This window comes from Streptomyces sp. NPDC002825, assembly GCF_040295385.1.
Taxonomy (GTDB): domain Bacteria; phylum Actinomycetota; class Actinomycetes; order Streptomycetales; family Streptomycetaceae; genus Streptomyces.
Genome location: NZ_JBEOVH010000007.1, coordinates 174,920 through 196,566 on the forward strand (window position 1 = coordinate 174,920; position 21,647 = coordinate 196,566).

Consider the following 21,647-nt stretch of genomic DNA (forward strand, 5'->3'; position numbering starts at 1 on the left):
CGCGTCCGGCGGCGCAGCGCCGTCGGGACCGGCAGGCGGAGCGTGACGACGCGCAGCGCGAGTACGACGAGTTCGACCCGTTCTAGTGGGACGGGCCGCGCCGGTCCGGTGGACGGAGTCCGGCGCAGCCGTCCGATGCCGGTGAGGCCCCTCGGGGCCGAGCCGTGCGAGGGTGGCGCGGGGAGGTTCTGCCCACCGTCTGGAGGCCCCGCGTCCGGCGGCGCAGCGCCGTCGGGACCGGCAGGCGGAGCGTGACGACGCGCAGCGCGAGTACGACGAGTTCGACCCGTTCTAGTGGGACGGGCCGCGCCGGTCCGGCGCAGCCCTCCCGTGCCGGTGAGGCCCCCCGGGGCCGACGAGTTCGACCCGTTCCGGGACGGGCTCGACTCCTTCTCAGCAGTGCCCCGGGAGCTCCCCGGCCCCGTCGGAGGGGCCGGGGAGCTCCCGTAGGATCCTGGTGTGAGTAGCGTCCCCCCGCCCGAGACCGCAGGCCGGCTCAGTGTCGTCGTCATCGCCTACAACGACGAGAACCTCGTCGGCGAGGCCATCCGGTCCGCGCTCGACCAGGGCCCCGTGGTGGCGGAGGTCGTGGCGGTCGACGACTTCTCGAGCGACGGGACGGCCGCGGTCCTCGACGAGCTGGCGGCCCGTCACCCCCGCGTGCGCGTGGTGCGCCGCACCGAGAACAGCGGCGGCTGCGGAACCCCCCGCAACGACGGCATCCACGCCGCCACCGCCCCGTACGTCATGTTCCTGGACAGCGACGACATCCTGCCCGCCGGCGCCGCCGAGGCCCTGGTCGCCGCCGCCGAGCGGCACCGCGCCCCCGTCGCCGTCGGCGTCTGCGTACGGCGTGAACTGCCCGAGGGCCGGGACGTGCGCTGGCAGCCCGCCCTGTACCGCGAGCCCGCCGTCCTGGAGACGCCCGACGAGCTGCGCCCGCTCGTCCACGACACGCTCTGCGTCAACAAGATCTACGACCGGGCCTTCCTCGCCGAGCACGGCATCCGCTTCCCCGACGGCCGCTTCGTCTACGAGGACTTCCTCTTCACCGCCCGGGTGTACGCCGCCGCTCCCCGCGTCGCCGTGATCCCCGACACCGTCTACGTCTGGCACGTGCGCCGGGCCGCCGCGCAGCTGTCGATCTCCCTGGACCGCGGGGGCGTCTCCAACTGGGAGTCCCGGATCGCCGCCCACCGCGCGGCCGTCGAGACCCTCGCCGAGGCGGGCCGCGCGGAGCTCGCGGCCGCCTGCCGCACCAAGTTCCTCGAACACGACCTGCGCATGTACGCCCGCGACCTGCGGCTGCGGGACGCCGAGCACCGCGCCGCGTGGTGGGAGCTCACCCGCGCCCATCTGTCCGGTTTCGCGGACGAGGAGATCGCCGCGGCGGCCGCCCCCGCCCGCTGGGCCGCCCGCTTCCTGCTGGCCGCGAAGGAGCCGCGGGACCTGCTCCGGCTGTCCCGGCTCACCGCCAACCCGGGCCGTCTCCTCCCGCCGTACGCCGGCGGCCGCACCGACGCCGTCTGGGCCGAGGACCTGCCGGAGGCCCGTCTCGACGGCATGGACGAACTGCCGCTCGACGGGCTGCCGCTCGTCGTGGACGCCGTCCTGCGCACCGGCGGGGGCGGCGAGCTGCGGTTCACCGTCCGGGACCTGTACGGACGGCTCGCCGAGGCCGGGCCCGTGCGCGCGGAACTCGCCTTCCTGCCGCGCGGCGACGCCGAGCCCGCCCGTACCGAGAAGGCCGAGCTGAGCGCCGTCACCGGGGCGGACGGCACGGTGGAGGCATGGACCGCCCGGGTCCCCGTGGGGCTCACCGGCCTCGCCGGATCCGGCCGGCGGAGGGGACGCGAGGGCGTCCAGCTGTGGGACGTCAGCGTCACGGTGACGTGTGCGGACGGTGAGTCGTTCACCACGTCGCTGCGGGCGCCGGACGCTTCCCAGCGGCGCTCGGTCCTTCCGAGCAGCCGGTACGGTGTACTCCTGGTGCAGCCGTACACCACGGCCAACGGTTCGCTGGCGGTACGGATCGCGCCCGGCGCACGGGACGGGTTCCGGGCGGTCAGGGCCCGGCTCCGTCGGCTTGCCCGCAGTTCACAGTGAAAGGGTTTGGGGCACTATGACTTATCTGATCACCGGCGGCGCCGGATACATCGGCTCCCACGTGGTCCGCGCCATGACGCAGGCGGGCGAGCGGGTCGTCGTCCTCGACGACCTGTCCACGGGCTACGAGTCGCGGGTCCCCGAGGGCGTTCCCCTGGTGGTCGGCTCCACCCTGGACCGCGAGGTCCTGGACCGGACGATCGCGGAGCACGGTGTGACGGGCGTCGTCCACCTGGCGGCGAAGAAGCAGGTCGGCGAGTCCGTCGAGCTGCCGCTGCACTACTACCGCGAGAACGTCATCGGCCTCACCGTCCTCCTGGAGGCCGTCGCGGCCGCCGGCGTGCGGAACTTCCTCTTCTCCTCCTCCGCCGCCGTCTACGGCATGCCGGACGTCGACCTCGTCACCGAGGAGACCCCCTGCCTGCCGATGAGCCCGTACGGCGAGACCAAGCTCGTCGGCGAGTGGCTGGTGCGCGCCGCGGGCGCCGCCCACGGCATCTCGACGGCCTGCCTGCGCTACTTCAACGTGGCGGGTGCGGCGACCCCCGAGCTGGCCGACACCGGCGTCTTCAACCTGGTCCCGATGGTCTTCGAACGCCTCGACGCCGGGGAGTCCCCGCGGATCTTCGGCGACGACTACGACACGCCCGACGGCACCTGCATCCGCGACTACATCCACGTCGAGGACCTGGCCGACGCGCACCTCGTCGCCGCGCGCAAGCTCGCGGAGTGGGCCGAGGCGGGCGAGCCGCGCGACCTGACCGTCAACATCGGCCGTGGCGAGGGCGTCTCCGTCACCGAGATGGTCCGGCTGATCAACGAGATCACCGGCCACACCACCGAGCCGCTGGTCACCCCGCGCCGCGCCGGCGACCCCGCCCGGGTCGTCGCCGCCGCGGACCGCATCGAGTCGGAGCTGGGCTGGAAGGCCCGTCACGACGTGCGCGACATGATCGAGTCGGCCTGGGCCGGCTGGGTCTCCCGGCGCGGTGCGACGGTCTGACCTCAAGAATCGTCTGACCTCAAGACACGTCTGACCTCAAGACACGTCTGACCTCAAGACAAGGCGAAGGGCCTGGGAGTGCGACTCCCAGGCCCTTCGCTTGTGCCGTCTCTGCGGTCAGCGCTCCAGGAAGGCGAACAGCGCCTCCCAGCGGTCCGTGATCTCGTCGGCGGAGTACCGCTTCACGTTCTCGAAGGCCGCGTCGCCCATCCGGTTCCGCAGCTCCTCGTCGGCGATCAGGGAGCTGATGCGCGCGCCGAGCTCGACGGTGTTGCCGAGCCGGGCCAGCAGACCGTCCTCGCCGTCACGGATGATCTCCCGGACGCCCGGGGCGCAGTCGAAGGCGGCACAGGGCACGCCCGCCGCCATCGCCTCCAGGAGGGTGATCGGGAAGCCCTCGGCGCGGGAGGCCTGCGCGAAGACCGAGGCGCCGGAGAGCGCCCCGAGGACATCGCTGGTGCGGCCCATCCACTCCACGGACCCCTCGATGCCGAGCGTGGCCGTCCGGGCGGTCAGGGCCTGCTCCTCGTCGCCCGTGCCGTAGATCCGCAGCTTCCAGTCGGGGTGCCGGTCGGCGATCTCGGCCCAGCTGTCGAGCAGCATGTCGACGCCCTTCTCGTGCGAGAGGCGTCCGATGGAGGCGACGACCTTCGCGGTGCGGGGCGCGGGGGACTCGGGCATGAACGGCAGGGCGTTCGGCATGTGACCGACGTTGTCCATGCCGGCGCGGATCCAGAGGTCCGCGTCGCCCGGGGTGAGGACGAGCATCCGGTCGACGTCCTGGTAGTACCGCTTCACCCGGGCGAGCCGGGAGGAGGCGGCGCTCGCCGCGTACGACTCGTGGCTCATGCCGATGACGACATGGCCCTTGGTGTCGGCGAGGGAGACCCACTCCATCGCCCACACCTGGGTGACGATGACGACGGCGCCGGGCCGGGCGGCGGCGAACAGCGCCGTCATCCGGTCGGCCCGCTCGCGCATCCCGGCGGCGCGGGCCGTGTGGCGCCGGCGCTCCACCGCGTTGAGCTTGCCCTTGAGGCCGCGCAGCGGCTTCACCTGCGGCGGGTGCGCGTCGTACAGCGTGGTCGTGTCGTACGGCAGCGGCTCGGGGAACTCGTGCTGCCGCCCGGCGGGGGCGGGCGTGATGCCGATGACGTGGACCTTGTGCCCCCGGTCGGTGAACGCGCGGGCCATCTGGTGCGTCCAGGTGGTCACACCGCCCATCTCGTCCACGCTGTTGGAGACGATGAAGATGTCGCGGCCGCCGGACACGGCGGTCTGGTTGGTCACTTACCGCTCCTGGTGAAGAACTTGGCGACGATCTGACGGGCCGCGTCGCCCCGGTCGTACTCGCTGAACTCCGCGTTGAAACGCCGACGGGCCGTGGCGTACTTGGTGTCGGCCTCGTCCTTGAAGTTGGCGATCACTCCGAAGAGCTCCTCCTCCGTGCCCACGACCGGGCCCGGAGCGTGCTCCTTCAGGTCGAAGTAGGTGCCGCGGTTCTCCGTCGCGTACTCGTCGTAGTCGTACGTGAAGAAGATCATCGGCCGGTCGAGCAGCCCGTAGTCGAACATCACGGACGAGTAGTCGGTGATCAGTCCGTCCGCGAGGGCGAGCAGCGGCGTGATGTCGTGGTGCGTGGACACGTCGATGATCCGGCCGGCGACCGACTCCGGCAGCGACACGCTGTTCAGGTAGTGCGTCCTGATCAGCAGCGTGTGCGTGTCGCCGAAGCGCTCGGCGAACTCCTCCAGGTCGAACGGCGGCTTGAAGGCGCGCACCTTGCCGCCCGGGGCGGAGCGGAACGTCGGCGCGTACAGCAGCACCTTCTTGTCCGGGTCGAGGCCCAGCTCGGCCGCGAGCGGACCGCGCTCCCGCTTCCCGCTCGTGGCCTCCTCCGAACGCGCCGCGGCGAGCTCGTCGTTGCGCGGGTAGCCGACGGGCAGCAGCACCTCGTCGCGCAGGCGGAAGGCCCGGCCGAGGGTGCGCCGGTCGTGCTCACCGCGGATGAGGAAGTGGTCGAAGCGGTCCAGGGCGCGCTGGAAGGACTCCTGGGCGGCCAGCGGGCGCGCCTTGGAGTTGGGCTCGTCGAAGCCCATCCGCTTGAGGGCGGTGCCGTGCCAGGTCTGGATGTAGGTGGTGCCCGGACGCTTGGTGAGGCGCAGCGGGAAGCCCTGGTTGTCGATCCAGAACTCGGCCTGGGCCAGCGCCTTCAGGTACTGCCAGCTCCAGCGGCGGACGAGGGTGGCGTCCTTGGGGAAGCCGGCCGGCGTCGCCCCGGCGTACGACCACACGGCCTCGAAGTCGACGCCCTGGCGGCGCATCTCCTCGTAGATGGCCTTGGGGCTGTCGCTGTACTGCTTGCCGAGGTGGCTCTCGAAGACGACGAGGCCCTTGCGGATCGGGAGCTTGCTGTAGAACTCGTGGTAGACGCGCAGCTTCGTCTCGCCCGAGGTCAGGTCCTTCTTCGCCTTCCGCAGGCGGCGCAGGCTGGTCTTCGCCAGCTGCGCGGGGCGCCCGTGCATCGCGCCCTCGATCATCGCCGAGGTGCGGACGGCCGCCTTGCCCTCGGCGGCGAGGACGTACGACAGGTTCCCCTTCTTGGTGATCTCGGGGACGAAGCGGTCCGAGACCAGCGTGGTCAGCCGCGGGCGGACCTTGAGGGAACGGGCGTCCTCGAGGGAGGCGTCGCCGACGGAGACCCGGGTCCGCAGACGCTGGCCGTCGACGGTGAGTATCACGCGGACGTCCCAGACGGCGTCGATGATGCCGAGCGGACGGACGGTGCCCGCGATGTCCGCGGTGCCCTCCCACTCGATCCACTCGCCGGCGTGGCGGAGGTTCGTCAACGGGATGCGGGCGGCCTTGCCGCTGACGCTCCGGCGGGCCGAGAACTCCAGGACGGCGCTGATCTTCGCGTCCGGGCTGATGCGGCCCAGCGGGTTGACGATGCGGCCCGCGAGCTTGACGACGCCGTCGGTGCTCTCGTACGAGGTGAGGCGGTTGCCGAGGGCGAGGGTGGCGAGCGGCCTGGTGTGGAAGCCGCGAGCGGTGACGTCGAGGATGCTCCGTCCCTGCTCGGTGTCCAGGTGGCGGCCGCACCAGTAGATCTGCTCGTCCAGCTCGGCGAGGGGGACGGTGAGGCGGCCCGGGTTGGTGAGCGCCTCGGTGGCCGGGAGCAGGTTCTCCCAGTCCTCCTTGCTCAGCAGGTAGGCGCAGATCGCGTGGATCGGCTGCACTTCCTCGTACGCCTGCGGGTCGATGTCCGCCAGGTAGGCGTTGGCCAGTTCGGCGAACGCGTGGCGGTACTCGTCGTCGGCGCGCGACAGGTCACGGAAGTGCAGGACCAGGTCGTGCTTGAGGAACTTGATGTCCTTGCGGTACTTGAGCTCGTCGTAGCCCTTGCTCGCGAGCAGCGCGTCCACGCGGCGGTGGATCTCCATGCGGTGCTCGAAGTTGGCGATCTCGTGGCGCCGGTTGCTGATCGACTTGGCGGCGGCGCTCTCCTGCACGTTCCAGTAGTAGACCGTGTTCGGGATGAGCGTGATCCGGCGGGCGGCGACGTAGGCCTGGGCCGAGAAGAGCAGGTCCTCGTAGTGGATGCCGACCGGGAACTCGAGGCCGGACTCCAGGAGGAACTCCCGGCGGTAGCACTTGTTCGTCGACAGGGTGTCGAAGGTCAGCAGGTCCGACAGCTCGGTGATCGACTCGATCGTCCTCGTCGAGGCGTAGAGCCAGGGGTACCAGGCGGTCTTCTTCTGGTTGCGGCTGTCCAGGTGCACGCGGACGCAGAGGCCGGAGACGATGTCGGAGCCGGTGCTCTCGGCGGCGTCCAGCATGTTGCGGCAGGCGTTGCGCTCGAGCACGTCGTCGCTGTCGAGGAACATGACGTAGTCGCCGGCGCACTGCTGGATGCCGTAGTTGCGGGGCGCGCCGCAACCGCCGCTGTTCTGCGGCAGCTGGAAGGCCCTGACCCGGTCCGGGTGCGCGGCGGCGAGCGCCTGGGCGACCTCGAAGGTGCTGTCCTTGCTGCAGTCGTCGACGATGACCACTTCGACGGCCTGCAGGGTCTGATCCAGTACCGACTGAACGGCCGTCGGGAGACGCTCTGCGTCGTTGTAGGCGATGACGACCACGGAGACGTCAGGCACTTGCACCTCGATCCACTTGTCTTTCCTCTAGACACACCCAAGCTACCTGGTGTTGTCCACCTGGTTCGCCGCCCCTTCGGGCACGACGGCGACCCCCGTGTCCCGATCGTTACGGGACGGAGAGGGGCTCGGAGGCAACCATCCGCGCGCGTGAGAGGTCGCCCTCATGGGCGTTCGTTCGGGAGCGGCTGTGCGGACGGCGGCACATGTGGCGAGAACCTACCCCAAAGCTGCTTACTTCCGGCCACTCCAAGTGACAGGCGTCACAGGAGTCCCGTGGGTGTCGAGGGTGTCGAGGGTCATGGCCGGCGCAGTCGGTCCACCCCGTAAGAGCGGGCGGCGCACTGCGCGACCCAGTCCTTCTCGTACACGATCGTGAAGAAAGGTTCCGCGAGGCCGCCGATGAACAGGGGGCGGTACGTCACCTCCTCGCGTCCCGCGGCTGCCTCCGCGCGGATCCGGGCGTCCTGCCGGTCCCAGGCGACGCTGCGCACCACCGTCCTCGTGGTCAGGGTCCGCGTCGGGGCCACCAGGGCGGCCGTGCCGGCGACGGCCACGACTCCCGCGATCCCCGCCGCGACCGCCGCGAGGGCGGACCGGGCTCCGAGCCGGCGCCCGATCCGGTGGCCGAGCCAGGCCCCGTAGCCGCAGAGCGCGATCAGGAACGGCACGAGGAAGCTGGTCCACGCGCGCGCGTAGGTCCAGCCGCCCGCTCCGTAACCACCGCGCAGGCCGTACGCGGTCACCAGGCTGCCCAGGGCGATGAGGGGCACGGGGAGGACGGCGATCACGAGCAGCGCGCCGCGGGGAGGGTGAGCGGACCCGGGGGTCGGCCGTGGGGCGGACCGGGGAGTGGAGGACCGGGCGGCCCGCGGGGCGGAGTGCGCGGTGGCGGGCCGGGCGGCCCGCCCGGTGTCCGGGCGGGCCCTGAGGGCCACCGCCAGGCCGAGGAGCGCTCCGGCGGCGAGAGCGCCCGCGTACGCCCACTGGGTGCCGATCGCCTCCCAGATGCGGGCCCAGTCCTGGAAGGTCGCCCCGATCTCCGACAGGGACAGCGGCCGCTTCGGCTGCTGGGCGCGCCGCCAGCGGGCCCCGGGGGAGACGAACAGCACCACCGAGCCGATGACGAGCCCCAGGCACCACGCGGCGCACCACGTCGAGGCGAAGCGGTCGTGGGCGAGGCGCAGCCGGGGCAGGCAGAGCACGCCGACCGTCGCGGCGAGCAGCCCCGACATGGCGACGAAGGGCTCGCTGAGGGTGCCGGCCGCCGCGCCCATCAGGACCGCGGCGCCGACGGCGACGGACCGGGCCCAGGGCCGGCGGCTGCGGGCCGCCCACACCGCGGAGAGGGCGGCCCAGACGCCGAGGACGCTCGGGAGGGTGTGGGAGATGGTGGACGGGGCCCAGAGCAGCACCTGGTACGAGCGGGTCCCCGCGAGGAAGAGCAGCGCTTCGAGCATCAGGACGGCCGTCGCGGCCGCCACCGCCGGGAACGGCAGGCGCAGGGCGCGCAGCGCCTCCCGGCCGAGGAGGAACAGTCCCACGCCGAGCGTGACGATCAGGAAGGCGGGCAGCAGCTTCGGCCCCCGCATGCCGTCGGAGTAGAGGAGACCGGTGACGAAGGCGTTGGTGACGCGCCCGTTCTGCGTGCGGTAGAAGTCCGAGGTGATCCCCAGGGGGCCCATGTCACGGGCCTTCCAGAGGGCGCACCAGTCGTCCGAGGTGGGGCGTACGTACACGCCGAGGAAGGCGCCGACGGAGAGCAGCGCCCCGGCGCCTGCCCCCACGACGAGCGCGATCCAGGGCAGCAGTCGCCGGAGAGCGCCCGGGCGCTCGTCCCCGTCCGTGATGTCCTCGCCGGCCGTGTCGCTGTCTGCCTTGTTCGCGTCCGCGGCGTCCCCGCCGGTCGTGTCCCTGTCTCTCTCTTTCCCGTCCGGCGTGTCACCGTCCGGCCCGTCCCCGTCCGTGGTCTCCTCGGCGCCGGCCGTGTCCGCCGTGGCGGTGGCTTCCTCCGCCCCCTCGGCGCCGGTGGTCTCGTCCGTCTTCCGCATCAGCGTGTCACCGTGCTCCGAGATGGTCGTCCTGCTCAACGGTCATCGCTCCAGCTGGCCAAGGTCCGTGGCGTGTCGCCCCTATGGGTGACAAATGGGTGAAAAAGCCACGTACATCACTATCTTCCCCGCATGCTTTGCTCCATGGACGACATGCCGACCGGGGGCGGTCACTCGGGAGACGCCGGGCAGTCACCGCCCCGCCGTACCGTGGCCGCGCTGCTCGAAGGAGAGTCCGGTGGCGGTCCTTCCAGTCCTTCAGGACGTCTTCTCGCCCATCCCTCTGGAGTGACCGTTCCATGACCAGGCTTTCCGTCGTCGTCCCCTGCTTCAACGAGGAAGACGTCATCGAGCGGTTCGACACGCGGATGCGACAGGTGCTCGACGCACTTCCGGTCGGATACGAGATCTGTTACGTCGACGACGGAAGCTCCGACGGAACGCTGGGCAAGCTCCGCGAGATCGCCGCCCGGCAGCCGCAGCACACCCAGTACGCCTCCTTCAGCCGCAACTTCGGCAAGGAGGCCGCCATGCTCGCCGGCCTGCGCAAATCCACCGGCGACGCCGTGGTCATCATGGACGCCGACCTCCAGCACCCGCCCGAGCTGCTCGGCCGCATGCTCGACCTCTACCACCAGGGCCACGACCAGGTGATGGCGCGGCGCACCCGCGAAGGCGACAAGAAGGTCCGTACGGCCCTCAGCCGTGTGTACTACCGGGCCGTCAACCGCTGGGTGGACGTGGAACTCACCGACGGTGTCGGCGACTTCCGGCTGCTCTCCCGGCCCGCCGTGGACGCGCTGCTCTCGCTGCCCGAGTACAACCGCTTCTCCAAGGGCCTGTTCTCCTGGATCGGCTTCGACACCGTCACCTTCGACTACCAGAACGCCGCGCGCGAGGGCGGCGAGACGAAGTGGAAGTTCAGCTCCCTGCTCAACTACGGCATGGACGGGCTGATCTCCTTCAACAACCGTCCGCTGCGCATCGCCCTCTGGCTCGGCATGATGCTCACCGGCCTCGCCGCCCTCTACGCCGTCTGGGTGACCGTCGCCGCGATCACACAGGGCGTCACCGCTCCCGGCTACGTCACGCTGGTCGCGATCATCGTGGGGCTCGGGGGAGTGCAGATGGTGATGCTGGGGCTGATCGGCGAGTACATCGGCCGCATCTACTACGAGACCAAGCGCCGGCCGCACTTCCTGGTGAAGGAGACCCACCGCTCTTTCGGCCGCGCGGCCGCCGACCGCGCCACCGCCGAACGGATCCGCGTCGCGACCGCCGAGCGGGAGCGCTGATGGGAGACGGCTCGCCCAGGGCGCGAAGGGCACGGCTCGCCGAGATCTTCCGATTCGCCCTGGTCGGCGGCGTCAACACCGGTACGTTCTTCGGCTGTTATCTGCTCCTGCACCCCTGGATGCCGTACTTCGCCGCGTACTCCCTCGCCTTCCTCCTCAGCATGATCGGCTCCTTCTTCCTCAACACCTACTTCACCTACCGCACCCGGCCGACGTGGAAGAAGTTCGCCCTCTTCCCGCTCACCAACGTCACCAACTACCTGGTGCAGAGCGTCGGTCTCTACGCCCTCGTCACCTGGGCCGGAATGGACGACAGAATCGCGCCACTCGTCGCCGCCGTCGTCGCCATCCCCTTCACCTACCTGATCTCCCAGCGGATCCTGGTGCCCCGCTCCACCGGCCGGCCCGCCGCCGCACCGGGTCCAGGGAGCGAAACGGACGAGCGGCAGCCCTCCCGGCTCGCGTAGATTGCCTGGCAGTCGCGGCGCTGAGCGCGCGGCGCGTGGGACAGCCGAGTGAGGACGACGCAGGTGACGACGCAGGTGACGGGACAGACGGACGTGGCAAGGCAGTACGTGACGGAGGCCCGCAGGATCGTCGTCAAGGTCGGCTCCTCCTCACTCACCACCGCCTCCGGAGGCCTCGACGCCGACCGTGTCGACGCCCTCGTCGACGTCCTCGCCAAGGTCCGCAGCGGCGGCGAGAAGGAGATCGTCCTCGTCTCCTCCGGCGCCATCGCCGCGGGACTCGCACCGCTCGGCCTCACCCGCCGCCCCAAGGACCTCGCCCGCCAGCAGGCCGCCGCCAGCGTCGGCCAGGGCCTCCTCGTCGCCCGCTACACTGCCTCCTTCGCCCGCTACGGCGTCCGCGTCGGCCAGGTGCTCCTCACCACCGACGACACCAGCCGGCGCGCCCACTACCGCAACGCGTACCGCACCCTGGACCAGCTCCTCGACATGGGCGCGCTGCCGATCGTCAACGAGAACGACACCGTCGCCACGGACGAGATCCGCTTCGGCGACAACGACCGGCTCGCCGCCCTCGTCGCCCACCTCGTCCGCGCCGACCTGCTCGTGCTGCTCTCCGACGTCGACGGGCTGTACGACGGAGACCCGTCCAAGCCCGGCACGTCGAGGATCGCCCAGGTCTCCGGCCCCGAGGACATCGCCCACGTGGAGATCGGCTCGGCCGGCAAGGCGGGCGTCGGCACCGGCGGCATGGTCACCAAGGTCGAGGCGGCCCGGATCGCCGCCGCCGCCGGTATCCCCGTGGTCCTCACCTCCGCGAGCCGCGCCGCCGACGCGCTCGCCGGCCGGGACACCGGCACCTACTTCCACCGCACCGGCCGCCGCTCCGCCGACCGGCTGCTCTGGCTCGCCCACGCCTCCACCCCGCAGGGCCACCTCACCCTCGACGACGGAGCCGTACGAGCCGTCGTCGAAGGCAAGAAGTCCCTGCTCGCCGCCGGAGTCGCCGCCGTCGAAGGCGACTTCGTGGCCGGCGACCCCGTGGAGCTCCGCGACGCCACCGGGCGCGCCGTCGCCCGCGGCCTGGTCAACTTCGACGCCAAGGAGCTGCCCCGGATGCTCGGCCGCTCCACCCACGAGCTCGCCAAGGACCTCGGACCGGAGTACGAGCGCGAGGTCGTCCACCGCGACGACCTGGTCGTCATCGGCTGATTCGGCCGACGCCGAAACGGCTGAAAGTCTGGCCATCCGGAAGGGACGTTTACCAAAACCGCCCCATGTGCCGCCTCGGGCTGGTCAACTTTGTCTCGGGGGTAAGACAAGGCGGGGTACAGCACCACACGCATCACACAGGAGGCCGCCGGTGAGACGAGCGCGCCCAGGGGCACCGCCCCGCGGGACTGCCGAACGCGCCCTGACCAGTGTCGAGGCCGGAGCCGACTTCGACGAGGCACGGGACAGGTCCACGGACAGGAAGACCGAGACGACCACCGAGACACGGGAGGAGCGGCCGGTGTCCAAGCTCTGGCACATCACCCTCAGTGTGTCGGGCGTGGAGTCACCGCTGAAGGAGGTGCGGCGCGGGCTCGAACAGCTGGCCCATGACCACCCCTTCCTGCTGACCAGCCGCTATGCCAACGACCACGCCGAGATCCGGTACTGGGAGGAGGCCCGCGACCTGCACGACGCGGCGGCCGTCGCCCTGCGGCTCTGGGGCGAGCACCGGCAGACGGCGAAGCTGCCGCCCTGGGAGATCGTGGGCCTTGAGGTCATCGACCGCGAGACCTACCACCAGCGCATCGCGGAGGGCTACGGCCCGCCACCCGCCGCCCCGGTCGGCGTCCACCCGTACTGACGGGCGGCACGGGCGGGTCTCGTTCCGACGGGCGGGGTGCGTCTCGTTCCGACGGGCGGTACGGGTACGTCTCGTTCTGACGGGCGGTACGGGTACGTCTCGGAGTGCGGGATACGTGAGGGATGTCCGCAGGGGTGCCAGTACCCTGCGGACATGACCTCGCTCACGCCCCTCGACAACCTCTCCCCGGTCACCCGGGCCGCCTACCGGGCCCGTGGCGCCGCCGCCGAAATCGCGCCACTCCCGCGCGCGGCCAAGGACGACGCGCTCCTCGCGATCGCAGACGCCCTGGAAGTCCGCACCGCCGAGATCGTCGAAGCCAACGCCGTGGACATCGCGAAGGCCCGAGAAGCGGGGACCAGCGAGGCCATCATCGACCGTCTGACCCTCACCCCGGAGCGCGTCCGGGCCATCGCCGCCGACGTCCGCGACGTCGCCGCGCTGCCCGACCCCGTCGGCGAGGTCGTCCGCGGCCAGACCCTCCCCAACGGCATCGACCTGCGCCAGATCCGCGTCCCCCTCGGTGTCGTCGGCATCATCTACGAGGCCCGGCCCAACGTCACCGTCGACGCCGCCGCCCTCTGCCTCAAGTCCGGCAACGCCGTCCTGCTCCGCGGCTCCTCCTCCGCGTACGCCTCCAACACCGCCCTGGTGACCGTCCTGCGCGACGCCGTCGGCGGCGCCGGACTGCCCGCCGACGCGATCCAGCTCGTCCCCGGCGAGTCGCGCGACTCGGTCCGCGAGCTGATGCGGGCCCGCGGCCTCGTCGACGTCCTCATCCCGCGCGGCGGCGCCTCCCTGATCAAGACGGTCGTCGAGGAGTCCACCGTCCCGGTCATCGAGACCGGCACCGGCAACTGCCACGTCTACGTCGACGCCCAGACCGACCTCGACATGGCCGTAGACATCCTGATCAACTCCAAGGCCTCGCGGGTCAGCGTCTGCAACTCCGCGGAGACCCTCCTCGTCCATAAGGACGTCGCCGAGGCCTTCCTGCCCAAGGCCCTCGCGGCCCTCGCCGAGGCCGGCGTCACCGTCCACGCCGACGACCGGGTCCTCGCCCTCGCCGAGGGCTCCAAGGCCACCGTCGTCCCGGCCACCCCCGAGGACTGGGAGACCGAGTACCTCTCGTACGACATCGCCGCCGCCGTCGTCGACTCCCTCGACAAGGCCGTCGAGCACATCCGGATGTGGTCCTCCGGCCACACCGAGGCGATCGTCACCACCTCGCAGGCCGCGGCCCGCCGCTTCACCCAGCTGGTCGACTCCACCACGGTCGCCGTGAACGCCTCCACCCGGTTCACGGACGGCGGCCAGTTCGGCTTCGGCGCCGAGATCGGCATCTCCACCCAGAAGCTCCACGCCCGGGGCCCCATGGGCCTTCCCGAGCTGACCTCGACCAAGTACATCGTCACCGGTGACGGTCACGTGCGGTAACACCTCCTTATCGGTACGGGGAGGGACGGGCAGGGAGACTTCGCACTCTCCCTGCCCAAAAGCACCTTCCGGGTCTACTCTGAATCCGTGCCGGACGACGTGGGGGGCAAGCCGTTCCAGGACGGCGGGGACCCCGAGGACTCTGTCGACCGCGGAGGCGCCGACGAGGTCCACGCCGACGTGGTCTTCGACGAGGACTTCGTCAGGGCCGCCACCATCCACGAGCCCACCGCGGTCGAGCGGCTCCTCGCCGCCGCCCAGGCCCGTGCCGAAGCCGAAGCCGCCCGGGCCCGCGCCGGCGGCGGATCCGTCGACGACGACCCGTACGAGGACGGCCACGACCCCCTCGGCCTCACCTACGAGCCCGACGACATCGGCGACGACGCCAGCCCCTACGGCCGCCACGGCGGCGCCCTGCGCCCCTACCGGGGCCGCGCCCGCTGGCTCCGGCCCGTCGCCTGGATCCTCGCCCTCGTCATGGGCGTCGGGATGGTCGCTCTGGCCTTCAGCGCCGTCTACCGCGGCGCGGCGGCCAATCACGAGGACCAGGTCCCGCCGCCGGCCACGACCGGCGTCGACACACCGAACCCGAACCCCGCCCCGCCGGCCGCCCAGGCCCCTGCCCGGGTCGACGCCCAGGCCCCGGCCCATGTCCCTGAGCCCGCCCCCGCGGCCCGGTCGGCTTCACCCCGCTAGACGCCCCCTGCCGCTCCGGCACACCCTGACGGCGGAATTGCTCCGAACTTGTCTCCGGGCGTTTACCGAAGCCCCCACAGACCTACCCTGAAGGTATGGCAGGGCGTGGCGACCCGCCTGAGGGGACACCCGAGGGGTTCCCCGGCGGTGGTGAGGACGAATACCGATCCGTCGTCTTCGACGAGGCGTTCATCCGGGCTGCCCACCTCCAGGAGTTCTCGGCCAGGGAGCGGATGGGCGAGCACGCCCAGGCCGTCCGCAGCCGCTCCTCCTGGGAGAGCCGGAGCGGCTCCCGCCAGGCGGTCCTGCTCGTTCTGCTGATCCTCCTCGCCTTCGGCACCGCGATCTACCTCGGCGTACGCAACCCCTACCAGCCCCCCGTCGACCAGCGGGCCGAGCCCCTGCGGACCACCGTCGTCCCGCTCGCCCCCCAGGGCCCCGTGCCGGGCGGCACCCCCACCCAGCTCTTCGCCCACAGCCCGGCCGCCGAGTACCGCACCGGGGCCGCCGGCATCAACCTGCCCGTCGCGGGCCGCACCTCCCACTTCGCCGAGAGCCAGGTCGTCACCGGCCTGAGCATCGCCAAGGAGTACCTGGTGGCCTCGGCCCTGGAGCCCGACGTCCTCTCCGGGGCCACCGTCCGGCCCGCGCGCCTGCTGCTCGACCCGGACCTGCTGGAACAGTTCGACCGGAGCGTCGAGTCCCCCGCCGACGACGGCCGGCACGCCCTCGCGGCCTGGCTCGTCCGCTTCGACCCCCGGCAGGTGGCCGTCGCGGAGCCCGCCGCCCGGGTTCAGGGCACCCTCCGCTTCGAGGAGACGAGCCCCGACACCCTGGACGTCACCGCGGACCACACGTACACCTACGCCCTCCGCCCGGCCGCCCAGGGCGCCGGTCCGGTCGCCGCGGCGTCGCTCTTCACGGTCCACCGCGTGGTGCACTTCCGCTTCGACCGCGAGGACCTGCGCATGCACCGCGCCGAGCTGCTGACCAGCACCGTGGAGGCCGGGCCGCAGGCGTGCGGCGCCGACACCACGGGTTCCCTGAAGCCGCTCCTCGCGGGAGCGCGGGCCTCCGACGCGGGTGGCGGACCGGCGGTCACCGACCCGTACGCCACCGCACGACCCGCCGCCCCCGCACTCTGCGGAGCGCTGGCCCCGGGCGCTCAGCCCTCGCTCTGACCGTCCCCGGTCCCGTCGCCGTCCCGGGCCCCGTCGCCCGCCGGCTTCCCGGACGCGCCGCCGGAAGCCTTGTCCCCGGCCGTGCCGCCGTCCGCCTTCGGGTTGCCCTGGCCGCCGCCGAACCGGTTGCGCAGCCGTCCGCCCAGGTCGCCCGCCAGGTCACCGGCGCCGCCGGCTATGTCCCCGACCAGCTTCAGCAGGGGATCCTTGCTGGTCCGCACCGTGTCGGCGTAGTGCCCGGCCGACTCGCGGAAGGAGTCCGTGACCGAGGTGTCCTTGTCCTCCGAGCGCTTCGGGTAGTGCCCGTCCATGATCCGCTGGAAGTCGCGGCTCTCCGACCACTTCTTCAGCTCCGCCGCCCGGACGGTGGTGAAGGGGTGCGAGCGCGGCAGCACGTTGAGGATCTTCAGGACCGAGTCCCGCAGGTCCCCGGACTTCTCGTACTCGTCGGCCTGGGCGAGGAACGCGTCCACATTCATCTCGTGCAGGTGGTTGCCGCCCGCGATCTTCATCAGACCGCGCATCGAGGCCCGCACGTCCTGCCCGACGAGGAGGCCGGCCCGGTCGGCGGAGAGCTCGGACTTGCGGAACCACTCGCGCAGCGCCGTCACGATGGCCGTGATCGCGACCGTACCCAGGGGGATCCAGGCGACCTTGAGCGCGAGGTTGGTGAGGAAGAGCAGGACCGTGCGGTACACGGCGTGTCCGGAGAGCGCGTGCCCGACCTCATGGCCGATGACCGCCCGCATCTCCTCCTCGTCGAGGAGCTCCACCAGACCGGTGGTGACGACGATGATCGGCTCGTCCAGGCCGATGCACATCGCGTTCGGCTTCGGGTCCTGCACCACGTACATCGGCGGGACCTTCTCCAGGTCCAGGATGTAACAGGCGTCCCTCAGCATGTCGTTGAGGTGGATGAACTGCGCGTCGCTCACCCGGACGGAGTCCGAGAGGTAGAGGAGCCGCAGGCTGCGCTCCGGCAGCAGTCCGCTGAGCGCCTTGAAGGCCGTGTCGAAGCCGCTGAGCTTCCGCAGCGCCACGAGCGCCGAGCGGTCGGCCGGGTGCTCGTAGGCCCGCGAGGAGATGCCCGGGAACCGCTTCCGCTGCCTGCTCGGCACGTTCCCCTGGTCGTTCTCGGTCATGGATGCCCCCTGTTCGTACGAGTCGGTGCTCGTCCCCCTGACTGACCCCAGCGTAGGCGCTGGCGCTACCGTGTGCCGGGGGCCCTGTGGATAACTGGGGCGCCGAGGACGACCGAAGGACACGACCGACATGCCCGACACCGACGCCGCGGCCGCACTGCTCGCGACCGCCGCACAGCAGGGGCCGGGCGACACGCTCCGGATCCTGCTGCTCGTCTCGATCGTGGGCGGCGCTCTGCTCGCCTGGTTCCTGCTGCGCGGGTACCGCAGCGACGACACGGACGGCGAAGGCACCACCGGCGGCACGGGCACGGCCGGCGGCACGGACGCCCGCGCGCAGCGTGACACCGACGCCGAGCGTGACGCCAACGCGGAGCACGACGCCAACGCCTGAGTCGGCGTGAGCGCGCCGCGACCGCCCGCATACGATGTGCGCGAAGTCTCCGCTCCCATCCCCGATCGTTAGGTCTGCCGAAGATGAGCCTCCACAGCACCGCCGCCCAGCTGGTCACCCTCGCCGAGGGGGCCGAGCACGGCGGCAACCACGAAAGCCTCAGCCCCTACCTCACCGGCTTCGGTGCCCTCGGCGCCCTGCTTCTGCTGCTGTGGATCACCACCCGCTTCAACCGCGACCGCTGAACCGGAGACCGCTGATCCGGCGTCCGCCGCCGTGCCAGTAGGCTCTGCACGCATGGGAGAGCAGGAAGTGCCTACTGGCGGGCGCGGCAAGCGCCGACTCGGCGTGATGGGCGGAACCTTCGACCCGATCCACCACGGACACCTGGTGGCGGCCAGCGAGGTCGCCGCCCTGTTCCACCTGGACGAGGTGGTGTTCGTGCCGACCGGGGAGCCGTGGCAGAAGAGCCACAAGGCCGTCTCGTCCGCCGAGGACCGCTATCTGATGACGGTCATCGCCACGGCGTCCAACCCGCAGTTCTCCGTGAGCCGCATCGACATCGACCGCGGCGGCGCGACGTACACCATCGACACCCTGCGGGACCTGCGGTCTCTCAACAGCGACTCGGACCTGTTCTTCATCACCGGGGCCGACGCGCTGTCGCAGATCCTCACCTGGCGCGACGCCGAGGAGCTCTTCTCGCTCGCCCACTTCATCGGCGTCACCCGGCCGGGACACGACCTCACCGACGACGGACTGCCCAAGGGCGGCGTCTCGCTCGTCGAGATCCCCGCGCTCGCCATCTCCTCCACCGACTGCCGGGCGAGGGTCGCGCAGGGCGATCCCGTCTGGTACCTGGTCCCGGACGGCGTGGTGCGCTACATCGACAAGCGCCGGCTGTACCGCGGCGAGTGAGCTTCGGGGAGGGCCACCGGTGAACGATCAGCAGCATCCGTACGATCCGTACTATCCGCAGCCGCAGATCATCGGCTACGACGAGTACGGGCAGCCGGTGTACCAGCAGCCGCAGGCACAGCAGCAGGCGCCCGCGCAGCACTACGACCCCTACGGACAGCAGCAGCAGCCGCAGCAGCAGGCGTACGGCTACGACCCGTACGCCCAGCAGCAGCCCGCCCAGAACCAGGGGACGCCCCCGCAGTACGACCCCTACGGGCAGCAGGGCTACGCCTACCCGTCCTACGACACCGGGCAGCAATGGGCCACCCAGGCCGAGCCCGCCCCCGCCCCCGCTCCCCACCCCGCGCAGGCCGCGCCGACGGCCCCCGCGGCCCCCGCCGCCCCGGTCGCCGCGCCCGCCGGAGTCCCCGGCCAGCGCCCCGCCTCCGAGCGGCCCGCGCCCCGGCGGGACGAGGACGACCGCGCGTACCGCACCGAACAGTTCTCGTTCATCGAGGAGCCCGACGAGGACTCCGAGGACGTCATCGACTGGCTCAAGTTCACCGAGAGCCGCTCGGAGCGACGTGAGGAGGCCAGGCGGCGCGGCCGCAACCGGATCGTCGCGCTCGTCGTCGTCCTCGTGCTCGCCGTCGCCGGCGGCCTCGGCTACCTGTGGTCCGCCGGCCTGCTCCCCGGCTCGTCCGACCCGGAGCAGAAGGGCGGGAGCACGGCGACCGGCCCGCAGCAGCGCGACACGATCGTCGTCCACCTCCACGACCTCAAGAGCGGCAACACCTCCACCGCCCTGCTCGTGGACAACACGACCACCCGCCAGGGCACCACCGTCCTCCTCCCCAACTCCGTCGTCGTCGCCGACGCCGAGGGCTCGGGGACCACCCTGGGGAAGTCCGTCGAGGACGACGGCTCCAGCGGCACCCGGGAGGCGATCGGCAACCTGCTCGGGACGAAGATCACCGGCACCTGGCGGCTCGACACCCCGTACCTGGAGAACCTCGTCGAGTCCGTCAGCGGCATCGAGATCGACACCGACACGGACGTCCCCGACACCAAGAAGGGCGCCGAGCCGCTGGTCAAGCAGGGCGAGAAGCAGACCCTGAACGGCCGTGCCGCCGTCGCCTACGCCACCTACCGGGCGTCCGGCGAGGCCGAGGCCAAGCAGCTCCAGCGCTTCGGCCAGGTCATGTACGGGGTGCTGCGGAAGTTCTCCAGCGACCCCGAGGCGGCCACGGTCACCATCGAGACCCTCCAGCAGATCCTCGACCCCTCGCTCCCGGAGAAGGACCTCGGCGCCTCCCTGGCCAAGCTGGCCGAGCACGCCAAGGTCGGCGACTACAAGACGGCCCTGCTCCCGGTGGGGCAGGACGGCGCGCTGACCGAGGGCGCGAGCGACAGCGTGGTGAAGGACATCCTGGGCGGCAAGGTCACCGCCCCCGAGGCGGGCGAGGTGCCCCGGGTCTCGGTGCGGGACGGTTCCGGCAAGAAGGCGGCCGAGGCGGCCAGGGTCGCCCTGATCAACGGCGGCTACGCCTTCGTGGGCGGCGCCGACGCGCCCGCCCGGGAGGAGTCGCAGGTCCTCTACGGCGACGACAGTCAGAAGGCGACGGCGGCCGAGGTGGCCAAGACGCTCGGTCTGCCGGCCGGCTCGGTCGAGAAGGGCAAGCCCTCGGGAACGATCGCCGTCACCGTGATCCTGGGCCGTGACTACAAGGCTCCGGGGGCCCCGTAAGGGGCGCCCGGGAAAACGCCGACGGGCCCGTCGGCGGTCCGTGAGACCCTGGAGGGGTACTGGACCGCCGACGAAAGCCTGCTTGTGACCGCCACGGACCGTTCCATCGAGCTCGTCAAGACCGCCGCACAGGCGGCCGCCGACCGGCTCGCGCACGACATCATCGCGTACGACGTCAGCGACGTGCTGTCGATCACCGACGCCTTCCTGCTCGCCTCCGCGCCCAACGACCGCCAGGTCAAGTCGATCGTCGACGAGATCGAGGAGCGGCTTCAGAAGGAGCTCGGCGCCAAGCCGGTCCGCCGTGAGGGCGACCGCGACGCGCGCTGGATCCTGCTGGACTACGTGGACATCGTCGTCCACGTCCAGCACAGCGAGGAGCGGGTCTTCTACGCCCTGGAGCGGCTGTGGAAGGACTGCCCCGAGCTCGCCCTGCCCGAGGACGCCCTGAAGACCCGCGGCAAGGCCGCCGAGCACGCCGCTCTGACCGGCGCCGACATCGAGGCCGGCTCCGGCCTTCCCGAGGGACCGGACGGTGAGCTGAGCTGAGCGCCGCCAAGGGCGGCAGCGGCCGCCGTATCGTCCTCTGGCGTCACGGCCAGACCTCCTGGAACCTGGAGCGCCGCTTCCAGGGCTCGACCGACATCGAGCTGACGGAGACCGGCGTCGCCCAGGCGCGCCGGGCCGCACGGCTGCTCGCCGCGCTCAGGCCGGACGCCATCGTGGCCTCCGACCTGAAGCGGGCGGCCGCCACCGCCGCCGAGCTCGCCGCGCTCACCGGCCACGCCGTCGCACACGACTCCGCCCTGCGCGAGACGTACGCGGGGGAGTGGCAGGGACTGACCCACGACGAGATCGTCGCGCGGTACGGCGAGCAGTACGCCGCCTGGAAGCGCGGCGAGCCCGTGCGCCGTGGCGGAGGCGAGCTGGAGACCGAGGTGGCCGACCGGGCCGCCCCGGTGGTTCTGGACCACGCCGACAAGCTCCCCGAGGACGGCACGCTCGTCGTGGTCAGCCACGGCGGCACCATCCGCACCACCATCGGCCGGCTCCTGGGCCTGGAGGCCCGGCACTGGGAGAGCCTGGGCGGGCTCTCGAACTGCTGCTGGTCGGTGCTCGGCGAGGGCGCCCGCGGCTGGCGCCTGATGGAGCACAACGCGGGCACGCTGCCCGAGCCGGTCCTCGGCGACGACGACTGAGCCCCCCGACCGGCCTGCCGGAC

The 21,647-nt window shown here is 71.7% G+C and carries 19 protein-coding genes; 15 read left to right on the top strand and 4 right to left on the bottom strand.

Features of this window, described 5'->3' with window-relative positions; genetic code table 11:
- Nucleotides 1-459: 459 nt before the first annotated feature.
- Nucleotides 460-2,106: a glycosyltransferase family 2 protein gene (locus tag ABT041_RS12325; protein ID WP_351183004.1), complete on the top strand. Its 1,647-nt coding sequence runs from the start codon at nt 460-462 to the stop codon at nt 2,104-2,106.
- A gap of 16 nt (nt 2,107-2,122) precedes the next feature.
- Nucleotides 2,123-3,109 carry a UDP-glucose 4-epimerase GalE gene (galE, locus tag ABT041_RS12330; RefSeq protein WP_351183006.1) on the top strand — a complete coding sequence of 329 codons (987 nt, stop codon included), beginning with the start codon at nt 2,123-2,125 and terminating at the stop codon, nt 3,107-3,109.
- Nucleotides 3,110-3,226: 117 nt separating this feature from the next.
- Here galE and ABT041_RS12335 read toward each other — a convergent pair whose 3' ends face one another.
- The 3 genes from ABT041_RS12335 to ABT041_RS12345 form a co-directional block, all read right to left on the bottom strand.
- Nucleotides 3,227-4,333, bottom strand: a complete 1,107-nt coding sequence (locus ABT041_RS12335; protein ID WP_351183276.1) for a glycosyltransferase — start codon at nt 4,331-4,333, stop codon at nt 3,227-3,229.
- 62 nt (nt 4,334-4,395) lie between these two features.
- Nucleotides 4,396-7,266 carry a bifunctional glycosyltransferase/CDP-glycerol:glycerophosphate glycerophosphotransferase gene (locus ABT041_RS12340; protein WP_351183008.1) on the bottom strand — a complete coding sequence of 957 codons (2,871 nt, stop codon included), beginning with the start codon at nt 7,264-7,266 and terminating at the stop codon, nt 4,396-4,398.
- 293 nt (nt 7,267-7,559) lie between these two features.
- Entirely contained in the window at nt 7,560-9,350 is a 1,791-nt protein-coding gene (locus ABT041_RS12345; RefSeq protein ID WP_351183010.1) for a hypothetical protein, read from the bottom strand.
- Nucleotides 9,351-9,610: 260 nt separating this feature from the next.
- On the opposite strand from ABT041_RS12345, the gene ABT041_RS12350 reads away from it, so the two are divergent.
- From ABT041_RS12350 to ABT041_RS12380, 7 genes are all read left to right on the top strand, one after another.
- Entirely contained in the window at nt 9,611-10,606 is a 996-nt protein-coding gene (locus ABT041_RS12350; RefSeq protein WP_351183012.1) for a glycosyltransferase family 2 protein, read from the top strand.
- Nucleotides 10,606-11,073 (top strand): GtrA family protein, encoded by a 468-nt coding sequence (locus ABT041_RS12355; protein ID WP_351183014.1) that lies wholly within the window; start codon nt 10,606-10,608, stop codon nt 11,071-11,073. Before ABT041_RS12350 ends, ABT041_RS12355 begins: the two co-directional genes overlap by 1 nt.
- A 108-nt stretch (nt 11,074-11,181) precedes the next feature.
- Nucleotides 11,182-12,285 (top strand): glutamate 5-kinase, encoded by a 1,104-nt coding sequence (proB, locus tag ABT041_RS12360; protein ID WP_351183278.1) that lies wholly within the window; start codon nt 11,182-11,184, stop codon nt 12,283-12,285.
- A 151-nt stretch (nt 12,286-12,436) separates the two neighbouring features.
- Complete coding sequence (locus ABT041_RS12365; protein WP_225799839.1) at nt 12,437-12,928, top strand: DUF8830 family protein; 492 nt, start codon at nt 12,437-12,439, stop codon at nt 12,926-12,928.
- A 153-nt stretch (nt 12,929-13,081) separates the two neighbouring features.
- A complete protein-coding gene (locus ABT041_RS12370) occupies nt 13,082-14,365 on the top strand; it encodes a glutamate-5-semialdehyde dehydrogenase (protein WP_351183017.1) in 1,284 nt (427 codons plus the stop codon).
- Between the two features lie 87 nt (nt 14,366-14,452).
- The gene (locus ABT041_RS12375; protein WP_351183019.1) at nt 14,453-15,061 is read left to right on the top strand and encodes an SCO2584 family spore wall biosynthesis protein; all 609 of its coding nucleotides are present in this window, start codon (nt 14,453-14,455) and stop codon (nt 15,059-15,061) included.
- 95 nt (nt 15,062-15,156) lie between these two features.
- A complete protein-coding gene (locus ABT041_RS12380) occupies nt 15,157-16,242 on the top strand; it encodes an SCO2583 family membrane protein (protein ID WP_351183021.1) in 1,086 nt (361 codons plus the stop codon).
- On the opposite strand, the gene ABT041_RS12385 is transcribed toward ABT041_RS12380, so the two are convergent.
- Complete coding sequence (locus tag ABT041_RS12385) at nt 16,227-17,384, bottom strand: M48 family metalloprotease (protein ID WP_351183023.1); 1,158 nt, start codon at nt 17,382-17,384, stop codon at nt 16,227-16,229. The two genes, ABT041_RS12380 and ABT041_RS12385, sit on opposite strands and share 16 nt — an antisense overlap.
- A gap of 130 nt (nt 17,385-17,514) precedes the next feature.
- Here ABT041_RS12385 and ABT041_RS12390 point away from each other — a divergent pair, with 130 nt between their 5' ends.
- From ABT041_RS12390 to ABT041_RS12415, 6 genes are all read left to right on the top strand, one after another.
- Nucleotides 17,515-17,778, top strand: coding sequence for a hypothetical protein (locus ABT041_RS12390; RefSeq protein WP_351183292.1), 264 nt, complete (start codon nt 17,515-17,517; stop codon nt 17,776-17,778).
- A gap of 83 nt (nt 17,779-17,861) precedes the next feature.
- Nucleotides 17,862-18,023 (top strand): hypothetical protein, encoded by a 162-nt coding sequence (locus tag ABT041_RS12395; RefSeq protein WP_351183025.1) that lies wholly within the window; start codon nt 17,862-17,864, stop codon nt 18,021-18,023.
- Nucleotides 18,024-18,075: 52 nt separating this feature from the next.
- Nucleotides 18,076-18,696 carry a nicotinate-nucleotide adenylyltransferase gene (gene nadD / locus ABT041_RS12400; protein ID WP_351183027.1) on the top strand — a complete coding sequence of 207 codons (621 nt, stop codon included), beginning with the start codon at nt 18,076-18,078 and terminating at the stop codon, nt 18,694-18,696.
- 19 nt (nt 18,697-18,715) lie between these two features.
- Nucleotides 18,716-20,425 (top strand): LCP family protein, encoded by a 1,710-nt coding sequence (locus ABT041_RS12405; RefSeq protein ID WP_351183029.1) that lies wholly within the window; start codon nt 18,716-18,718, stop codon nt 20,423-20,425.
- A gap of 84 nt (nt 20,426-20,509) precedes the next feature.
- Nucleotides 20,510-20,974, top strand: a complete 465-nt coding sequence (gene rsfS / locus ABT041_RS12410) for a ribosome silencing factor (RefSeq protein WP_351183031.1) — start codon at nt 20,510-20,512, stop codon at nt 20,972-20,974.
- Nucleotides 20,971-21,624, top strand: coding sequence for a histidine phosphatase family protein (locus ABT041_RS12415; RefSeq protein WP_351183280.1), 654 nt, complete (start codon nt 20,971-20,973; stop codon nt 21,622-21,624). The genes rsfS and ABT041_RS12415 overlap by 4 nt, the downstream gene beginning before the upstream one ends.
- The last annotated feature ends 23 nt before the right edge of the window (nt 21,625-21,647 follow it).